The organism is Streptomyces sp. NPDC030165 (genome assembly GCF_055573595.1).
The window spans coordinates 265,918-275,543 of the sequence record NZ_JBVIBD010000013.1 but is presented as its reverse complement, the minus strand read 5'-3'; the positions used below and the strand labels follow the sequence as shown (position 1 = coordinate 275,543).

General features: G+C 70.5%; 3 protein-coding genes and 1 tRNA gene. 3 read left to right on the top strand and 1 reads right to left on the bottom strand.

What is annotated here, in order from left to right:
* The first annotated feature begins 156 nt into the window (after window positions 1–156).
* Both ACZ4Z1_RS24940 and ACZ4Z1_RS24935 read left to right on the top strand, forming a co-directional pair.
* A complete protein-coding gene (locus ACZ4Z1_RS24940; protein ID WP_468488821.1) occupies window positions 157–843 on the top strand; it encodes a DegT/DnrJ/EryC1/StrS family aminotransferase in 687 nt (228 codons plus the stop codon).
* A gap of 98 nt (window positions 844–941) precedes the next feature.
* Window positions 942–1,014 (top strand) — tRNA-Thr (locus ACZ4Z1_RS24935).
* A gap of 89 nt (window positions 1,015–1,103) precedes the next feature.
* Here the strand turns inward: ACZ4Z1_RS24935 and ACZ4Z1_RS24930 are convergent.
* The gene (locus ACZ4Z1_RS24930; protein WP_468488820.1) at window positions 1,104–3,776 is read right to left on the bottom strand and encodes a SpoIIE family protein phosphatase; all 2,673 of its coding nucleotides are present in this window, start codon (window positions 3,774–3,776) and stop codon (window positions 1,104–1,106) included.
* A gap of 258 nt (window positions 3,777–4,034) precedes the next feature.
* Between ACZ4Z1_RS24930 and ACZ4Z1_RS24925 the strand changes: the two genes are divergently transcribed.
* Window positions 4,035–9,542 carry a HAMP domain-containing protein gene (locus ACZ4Z1_RS24925; protein ID WP_468488819.1) on the top strand — a complete coding sequence of 1,836 codons (5,508 nt, stop codon included), beginning with the start codon at window positions 4,035–4,037 and terminating at the stop codon, window positions 9,540–9,542.
* The last annotated feature ends 84 nt before the right edge of the window (window positions 9,543–9,626 follow it).

Below are 9,626 nucleotides of genomic sequence, written 5' to 3'. Positions count from 1 at the left end.
TGCAGGGGGGACCCTGTGGGAGAGTAGGACGCCGCCGAACGATTTTTCAGCTCCGGTCTCTGAACCTTGATGGTTCAGGGACCGGAGCTTTTTTGTTCTCACGGTGCAGTGCGGCGCGTTACTTCATGTTCACTTCATGTGGTCAGGCTCCGTGGCATGGGGACAGTGGGAACGCTCAGGTCGGCCGGTGTCCGCGAAGGCGACGAGGTGGTGGTGCCGGCGTACGGCAACCCCGAGGTCGCCGAGGCTGTCGTGGAGCTGGGCGCGCTGCCGGTCTTCGCCGACGTGGACGCGGACAGCCTCTGCCTCGACCCGGCCGCGGTGGCCGACGCGGTCACGCCGCGCACGGCGGCCGTCGTCGCCGTACACCGCTTCGGCAGGCCCGCGGACATGGGCTGGATACGTGAGACCGGGCAGCGCCACGGCCTGCTCGTCGTCGCCGTCGGCGAGCCCGGAGCCGACCGGGCCGACCAGGATGGCGTGGGGCGCCGGCGGGACCGCGCGGCCTACCTGGACGCGCGGCTCACCGGTGTGCTGACGCCGCCCGCCGTCGCGGGCCACACCTACGAGCAGTACGTCGTCCGCGTCCCGGGGAACGGGCGGCCGGACCGGGACGCCTTCGCGCGGGCCCTGCGCTCCCGGGGCGTCGCCTGCCACGTGCCCGTACAGGCGCCCGTGTACCGCACGCCGGGGCTGCGGCGGGACGTGTACCTGCCGCAGACCGAGCGGGCCGTGGACGAGACGCTCGCGCTGCCGGTCCGCGGTGAACTGTCGCGGCGCGAACTGCACAAGATGGTCGGTGCCTGCAACGCGCTCGGGGGACTGCTGCAGCCGGCGTTCTGAAAATCCCTTTTGCGGGGGAGTGGGATGCGTCCGCCGGGGTGTGCGGTACGTGATTCGGTTTATCGGCTGGGTTCGGGTAGAGTTTTCTCCGTTGCCGCGCCCCAATAGCTCAGTCGGCAGAGCGTCTCCATGGTAAGGAGAAGGTCTACGGTTCGATTCCGTATTGGGGCTCAGAGGAAAAGGCCCCCGCCACACGGCGGGGGCCTTTTCCGTGTACCGAAAGGCTCGTACGCGCAAAGGGGGCCGGGCGGGCCCCCGGGTCACGCGGTGAGCGGGACCTCGGGGACCCGCATGGCGAGGATGGCCATGTCGTCGGAGGCCGGTTCGGCGGCGAAACGCTCGACCGCGCGCAGGATGCGGGCGGCCACGGCCCCGGCGGTCAGGCCCGTACAGGTCGTCAGGACGTCCATGAGGCCGTCGTCGCCCAGCATCCGGGTGCCTTCGCGGCGCTCGGTGACGCCGTCGGTGACGCACAGCAGGACGTCGCCCGGGTCGAGCGTGACGGTCTGCTCGTACAGTTCCAGGTCGTCCATGACGCCCAGCAGGGGCTGCGGCTCGGCGGCCGGCTCGACCGTGCCGTCCTGGCGCAGGCGCAGCGGCAGCGGGTGGCCGGCGCAGACGACCTTCAGGACGGCGCTGCCGTCGCGCTGCGGCCACAGCTCGCCGTACAGCAGCGTCAGGAAGCGGCTGCGGGCGCCCTCGTCGAGGATCGCGGCGTTCAGCCGCTCCAGGACGGCGGGGCCGCCGAAGCCCTCGCGGGCGAGCAGCCGCAGCGCGTGCCGGGCCAGGCCGGTGACCGCGGCGGCCTCCGGGCCCGTACCGCAGACGTCGCCGATGGCGAAGCCGTACGCGCCGTCCCGGATGGGGAACAGGTCGTAGAAGTCGCCGCCGACCTCGTTGCCCTCGCCGGCCGCGCGGTAGATGACCTCGACCTCGACGCCCGGGACCTCGGGCAGCTCCGGGGGCAGCAGGCTGCGCTGGAGGGACTGGCTGATGGCCGTGCGCTCCGAGTACAGGCGCGCGTTGTCCAGGGCGAGTGCGGCCCTGCGGGAGAGGTCCTCGGCGAGCTCCAGGATCTCCTGGCGGAAGTGCTCCTCGCTGGGCTTGCCGAGCGTGAGCATGCCGATGACGCGGTTGCGGGCGACCAGGGGCAGCACGACGGTCTCGCCGCCGACCGCCGAGGCGGTCGCGAGGGTGGCGCCGGGTCCCTTGGAGGGGCGGGCCGAGTTGCCCAGGCCCAGGCTGCGCAGGGAGGTGCGCAGGGCCGCGTCGTGGGCGGCGTCGGTCGGCGCGTTCCACAGGCGGGCGCCGGGGGTGGGCACCGGCTCCGGCGGGTCGACCTTCATCAGGAGCGACTTGAGGCCGTCGATGCGGTCCTCGTCCTCGTGCAGGACGTAGGACAGCTCCGGCTCGGACGCCTGGTCGGCGACGGTGTACACGGCGCACCAGGTGGCGAGGGTGGGGACGGTCATCTGAGCCATCAGGGCCAGTGTCTGGTCCCGGTCGAGGGTGCCGGCCAGCAGGTCGGAGGCCTCGACGAGGAAGGAGAGGGAGCCGCGGCGCAGCCGTTCCAGCTCGGTCAGGCGGGCCCGCTCGACGGCCAGCGCGATGCGGTCGGCGGCGAACTGGAGGCGCAGGGCCTCCTCGTTCGTGTACCGTCCGGGGGCTTCGGCGGCGACGCCCAGGGAGCCGGTCAGGCGGCCCTCGACCTTCAGCGGGACCGTGACGACCGAGCGCATGCCCGTACCGGAGAGCAGCGGTACGGCGCCGGGGACGGCGGTCAGGTCCTCGTGGACGGCCGGCATACGGGCGGAGCCGTACCGTCCGGAGCCCGCCTCGACCGGGACCCGGGCGAAGCGCTGGCGGGCCGAGGGCAGGCCGGTGGAGGCCCGTACCTCCAGCTCGGTCTCGTCGTCGGTGGCCAGCAGCAGGTACGCGGCGTCGCCGTCGAGCATGTCGCGGGCGCGTTCGACCGTGCGCTGGAGGAGGCCGTCGAGGTCGTCGGGGGCCGGCGAGCCGATGAAGACCTCGAACGGGTCGGCGGGGCCGCGTCCCTCGGGCGGCTGGGCGGCCTGGTCGGGGGCGGGGGTGCGCAGGGGGCTCTGGAGGACGGCGCGCTCGTGGTCGCGCACCAGGAGGCAGACCGTGTACGGCTCACCGTCGGCGTCGCGGACGCGCAGGTGGGAGGCGTACACCGGGACGACTCGGCCGTCGGCGCCCCGTATGCCGTACGAGCCCTCCCAGCGGGAGAGCTGGAGCGCCTCGGCGATGCCGGTGCCCGTGCCGGGGGTGTGCGGCCAGGCGGCGAAGTCGGTGAGGGGCTTGCCGACGACCTGCTCGGGTTCGTACGCGAAGAGGTCGCGCGCGTCCTCGTTCCAGAAGCTGATGCAGCCGCCGCGGTCGATCTGGACGACGGCGACGCGGACCCGGCTGTCGGCGACCGGCAGGGCGTCCACGGGCAGGGCGGGGCCCGCCGAGCGGGTGCCGGCCGGGCGCTCGGGCAGGTCGAGCTGGAACCAGACGTGCTTTTGCGAGGCGGTGTACTCCACGCCCCAGCGGCTGGCCAGCGCGCCGCACAGCAGGAGCCCGCGGCCGCCCTCGCGGTCCGGATGGGCGAACGCGCGGCCGGTGTTCTGCAGCGGGATCTCCCGCTCCGGATAGCGGTCCGCGACCTCGATGCGCACCCCGCCGTCCGTGCGCAGGCACAGTACGTCGGCGGCGGTGCCCGCGTGGACGACGGCGTTGGTGACCAGTTCGCTGGTCAGGACGACGGCGTCGTCGACGATGTCGCCGTAGCCCCAGCCCTGGAGGGTGTCGCGCACAAAGGCGCGGGCGGTGGCGACCGAGCGGCCGACCGGCTCGAACGTGGCAGCGGCCCGCGCGGTGATCACTGGTCTCCTCATGCGTGTGTCGGTGATCTGCTCTCCCACCATGGCGGCGCCCCTTAAGAAAGCCTGGTGTGCTCGCCCACTGCCCGTGCTGGACGGCCAGGGCGGGTGGACAGCCGGATGCCAGGTTACTTACCTTCGCCGCGCGTGCGGATGCCGGTCACCTCTGTTTGCGCCCCGATCGTGCTCGGGACGGTGTGCGATGCTGCCGAACTGTTATGGCCTGGTTGGGCCATGGTGAAACACTGGGCAAGCTCAAAGAGAAGGCCCGGGTAGAACGGTCGACCCTGCGGGAGGGACACGGTGGAGTCTGGCGCAGCGGCGCGGGGCACGAGCACGCGCGCGAAAGGCGGACGTTCCCGGAGCAACGGGACGACTGAGGTGGATACGGCTGCGCTGAACCGGCTGCTGGCTGCACTCGTCTCGATGCGGGACGGGAATTTCCGTAAGCGGCTGACGGTCTCCGGAGACGGAGTGCTGTCGGAGATCGCCGCTGTCTACAACGAGGTGGCGGACCGCAATCTGCACCTGACGGGAGAGCTGGCGCGGGTGCGCCGGGTCGTCGGCCGTGAGGGAAAACTCACGGAACGGCTGGAGGCCGGCGCCTGCGAGGGCTCCTGGGCCGCGGCCGTCGACGCCTCGAACGCCCTGGTCGACGATCTCGTACGGCCGGTGTCCGAGGTGGGCCGGGTGCTCTCGGCGGTGTCCGAGGGCGACCTGGAACAGCGGATGGACCTGCGCTCGCGCGGTACGGACGGGACCTCGGCGCATCCGCTGCGCGGTGAGTTCCTGAAGGTGGGCCGCACGGTCAACGGGCTGGTGGACCAGCTGTCGGCCTTCACCGACGAGGTGACGCGGGTCGCCAGCGAGGTCGGCACGGAGGGCAAGCTCGGCGGGCAGGCGCGGGTGCGCGGCATGTCCGGGTCCTGGAAGGACCTGACCGAGTCCGTCAACACGATGGCGTCCCGGCTGACGGCGCAGGTGCGGGACATCGCGCTGGTCACCACCGCCGTCGCCAAGGGTGACCTGTCACGCAAGGTGACCGTCCATGTCGCCGGCGAGATGCTGGAGCTGAAGAACACCGTCAACACGATGGTGGACCAGCTCTCCTCCTTCGCCTCCGAGGTGACCCGGGTGGCGCGCGAGGTCGGCACGGAGGGCGAGCTGGGCGGCCAGGCGCAGGTCCCGGGCGTCGCGGGGGTCTGGAAGGACCTCACGGACTCCGTCAACCTGATGGCCGGCAACCTCACCGCGCAGGTGCGCGGGATCGCCCAGGTCACCACGGCGGTCGCCAACGGCGACCTGTCGCAGAAGGTCACGGTCAGCGCGCGTGGCGAGGTCGCGCAGCTCGCCGACACGATCAACACGATGACCGAGACGCTGCGCACGTTCGCGGACGAGGTCACGCGGGTCGCCAACGAGGTCGGCGCCGAGGGCCAGCTCGGCGGGCAGGCGCAGGTGCCGGGCGCCGCCGGTACGTGGAAGGACCTCACCGACTCGGTGAACAACGCCTTCCGCAACCTGACGGGTCAGGTCCGCGACATCGCGCAGGTGACGACGGCCGTCGCCAACGGTGATCTGTCGCAGAAGGTCACCGTCGACGTCGCGGGCGAAATGCTCGAACTGAAGAACACCGTCAACACGATGGTCGACCAGTTGTCCTCTTTCGGTGCCGAGGTGACGCGCGTCGCCCGGGAGATCGGCGTCGAGGGCGAGCTGGGCGGCCAGGCCGCCGTACCGGGTGCCGCGGGGACGTGGAAGGACCTCACGGACTCCGTCAACACCGCGTTCCGCAACCTGACCGGTCAGGTGCGCAACATCGCGCAGGTGACGACGGCGGTGGCCAACGGTGATCTGTCGCAGAAGGTCACGGTCGACGTGTCCGGCGAGATGCTCCAGCTGAAGAACACCGTGAACACGATGGTCGACCAGCTGTCCTCGTTCGCCGACCAGGTCACCCGGATGGCGCGGGACGTGGGCACGGAGGGCCGCCTCGGCGGTCAGGCCCGGGTGGACGGCGTCAGCGGTACGTGGAAGGAACTGACCGACTCCGTCAACTTCATGGCGGGCAACCTCACCTCCCAGGTGCGGCAGATCGCCCAGGTGACGACGGCGGTGGCGCGCGGCGACCTGTCGCAGAAGATCGACGTGGACGCGCGCGGCGAGATCCTGGAGCTGAAGAACACCATCAACACGATGGTCGACCAGCTCTCGGCCTTCGCGGAACAGGTCACCAGAGTGGCCCGCGAGGTCGGTACGGACGGCAGGCTCGGCGGCCAGGCGCAGGTGCCGGGCGTCGCGGGCGTCTGGCGCGATCTGACCGACTCGGTGAACGGCATGGCCGGAAACCTGACCGCCCAGGTCCGCAATATCGCGCAGGTCGCGACGGCGGTGGCGCGCGGCGACCTGTCGCAGAAGATCGACGTGGACGCCCGGGGCGAGATCCTGGAGCTGAAGAACACCCTGAACACCATGGTCGACCAGCTGTCGTCGTTCGCCGACCAGGTGACGCGGGTGGCGCGCGAGGTGGGCACCGAGGGCATCCTCGGCGGCCAGGCCGAGGTGCAGGGCGTCAGCGGTACGTGGAAGGACCTCACCCAGTCCGTCAACTTCATGGCGAACAACCTGACGTCCCAGGTGCGCAGCATCGGCGAGGTGACCACCGCGGTCGCGCGCGGCGACCTGTCGAAGAAGATCACCGTCGACGCCAAGGGCGAGATCCTCGAACTGGTCACGACCGTCAACACCATGGTCGACCAGCTCTCGCTCTTCGCCGAGCAGGTGACGCGGGTCGCCCGTGAGGTCGGTACGGAGGGCCAGCTGGGCGGCCAGGCCCGGGTCCCGGGCGTCACCGGTATCTGGAAGGACCTCAGCGACAACGTCAACCTGATGGCCAACAACCTGACCATCCAGGTGCGCAACATCTCCCAGGTCTCCGCGGCGGTCGCCAACGGCGACCTGACCAAGAAGGTCACGGTCGAGGCGCGCGGCGAGGTCGCGCAGCTCGCCGACACGGTCAACACCATGGTCACGACGCTGTCGTCGTTCGCCGACGAGGTCACCAGGGTGGCCCGCGAGGTGGGCACCGACGGCATCCTGGGCGGCCAGGCCCGCGTACCCGGCGTCGCCGGTACGTGGAAGGACCTGACCGAGTCGGTGAACTCGATGGCCAACAACCTGACCGGCCAGGTGCGCAACATCGCGATGGTCACCACGGCCATCGCCAAGGGCGACCTGACCAAGAAGATCGACATCGACGCGCGGGGCGAGATCCTGGCCCTGAAGACGACCATCAACACGATGGTCGACCAGCTCTCCTCCTTCGCCGAGCAGGTCACCCGGGTGGCCCGCGAGGTGGGTACGGAAGGCCAGCTCGGCGGGCAGGCCCAGGTGCGCGGCGTGGCCGGCACCTGGAAGGACCTGACAGAGTCGGTGAACGAGATGGCGGGCAACCTGACCCGTCAGGTGCGCGCGATCGCCGCCGTCGCCGCGGCGGTGACCCTGGGCGACCACAACGTCCGGATCGACGTGGACGCGGCGGGCGAGATCCTGGAGCTCCAGGACAACGTCAACACGATGATCGCCACGCTCCGCGAGACCACCCTCGCCAACGAGGAGCAGGACTGGCTCAAGGGCAATCTGGCCCGTATCTCCGGCCTGATGCAGGGCCGCCGTGACCTCAAGGACGTGGCGACGCTGATCATGAGCGAGCTGTCCCCCGCGGTCTCGGCGCAGCACGGCGCGTTCTTCCTCGCCGCGCAGCCCGGCGACAGCAACGAGATCGGCGCGGACGGCGGTGAGCCGGGCGCCTACGAGCTGCGGCTGATGGGCTCGTACGGCTACTCCATGGGCACCATGCCGACCACGTTCCGGCCGGGTGAGACCCTGATCGGCACGGCGGCGGCGGAGAAGCGCACGATCCTGGTGGAGAACGTGCCCTCCGGCTACCTGAAGATCGCCTCCGGGCTCGGCGAGGCACCGCCGGCCAACGTGATCGTGCTGCCGGTGCTCTTCGAGGACAAGGTGCTCGGCGTGATCGAGCTGGCCTCCTTCCAGCCGTTCACCCAGATCCAGAAGGACTTCCTCAGCCAGATCGCGGAGATGATCGCGACCAGCGTCAACACCATCTCCGTCAACACCAAGACCGAGGTACTGCTCAAGCAGTCGCAGGAACTGACCGAACAACTCAAGGAGCGGTCGGGCGAGTTGGAAAGCCGCCAGAAGGCGCTGGAGCTGTCCAACTCGGAACTGGAGGAGAAGGCCGAGCAACTGCGCGCGCAGAACCGCGACATCGAGGTGAAGAACACCGAGATCGAGGAGGCGCGGCAGGTGCTGGAGGAGCGCGCCGAGCAGCTCGCCGTCTCGATGCGCTACAAGTCCGAGTTCCTGGCGAACATGTCGCACGAACTGCGGACGCCGCTGAACTCGCTGCTGATTCTGGCCAAACTGCTCGCCGACAACGCGGAGGGGAATCTCTCCCCGAAGCAGGTCGAATTCTCCGAGACCATTCACGGCGCCGGTTCCGACCTGCTCCAGCTGATCAACGACATCCTGGACCTGTCGAAGGTCGAGGCCGGCAAGATGGACGTCAGCCCGACCCGGATCGCGCTGGTCCAGCTCGTCGACTACGTCGAGGCCACGTTCCGGCCGCTGACCGCGGAGAAGGGACTCGACTTCTCCGTACGGGTCTCCCCGGAGCTGCCCGCCACGCTGCACACCGACGAGCAGCGGCTGCTCCAGGTGCTGCGCAACCTGCTGGCCAACGCGGTGAAGTTCACCGACAGCGGCGCCGTCGAACTGGTCATCCGGCCGGCCGGCGACGACGTGCCGACGGACATCCGCGAACACCTGCTGGAGCACGGCGCGCTGCGCGAGCCGGACGCCGACATGATCGCGTTCTCGGTGACGGACACCGGCATCGGCATCGCGTCCAGCAAGATGCGGGTGATCTTCGAGGCGTTCAAGCAGGCGGACGGCACCACGAGCCGCAAGTACGGCGGTACGGGCCTGGGCCTGTCCATCAGCCGGGAGATCGCGCGGCTGCTCGGCGGCGAGATCCACGCCGCCAGTGAGCCCGGCCGCGGCTCGACCTTCACGCTCTACCTGCCGTACAACCCGGGCGGGCTGCCGCCTCAGGGCTACCCGCAACTGGTCGCGGGCGGACTCGCGCTGGACGCCGAGGCGCGGGACGCGGAGATCGGACGGCAGGCCGCGGAGGACGCCGAGCAGACCGGCGCCGCACCGTCCCGGGGCACCGGTCCGGGGATCGGCCGGCGGCGCCGGCGCCCGGCCGGGGCGCCGTGCCCCGAGCTGCCGGCCGCGCCCACGCCGCCGGCGGAACCGCAGGCGGCCGAGGAGCCGCCGCAGGCGCCCGCCGAGGAGCCCTGGATCGGCAACGGCCAGGACCTGGTGTCGGCCGGCTTCGACGGCGGCTTCCACGGCGAGAAGGTGCTGATCGTCGACGACGACATCCGCAACGTGTTCGCGCTCACCAGCGTGCTGGAGCAGAACGGGCTGTCCGTGCTGTACGCGGAGAACGGCCGGGAGGGCATCGAGGTCCTGGAGCAGCACGACGACGTGGTGCTCGTCCTGATGGACATCATGATGCCGGAGATGGACGGCTACGCGACCACGGCCGCGATCCGGCGGATGCCGCAGTTCGCCGGGCTGCCGATCATCGCGCTGACGGCGAAGGCGATGAAGGGCGACCGGGAGAAGAGCATCGAGTCCGGGGCGTCCGACTACGTGACCAAGCCGGTGGACACCGACCACCTGCTGACGGTGATGGAGCAATGGATGCGCACGCGGTGACACGTTCGTCAAATGAGGCTCGTAAGGTTCCCCGCATGTTGACTCAGTGTGGCCGGCCACGTGTGGGAGAGCGGTATTCGGGGA

Bases quoted from the DNA above. Each gene is read 5' to 3' on its own strand.
- ACZ4Z1_RS24940 (WP_468488821.1), top strand. From the start codon at position 157: ATGGGGACAGTGGGAACGCTCAGGTCGGCCGGTGTCCGCGAAGGCGAC.
- ACZ4Z1_RS24930 (WP_468488820.1), bottom strand. From the start codon at position 3,776: ATGGTGGGAGAGCAGATCACCGACACACGCATGAGGAGACCAGTGATC.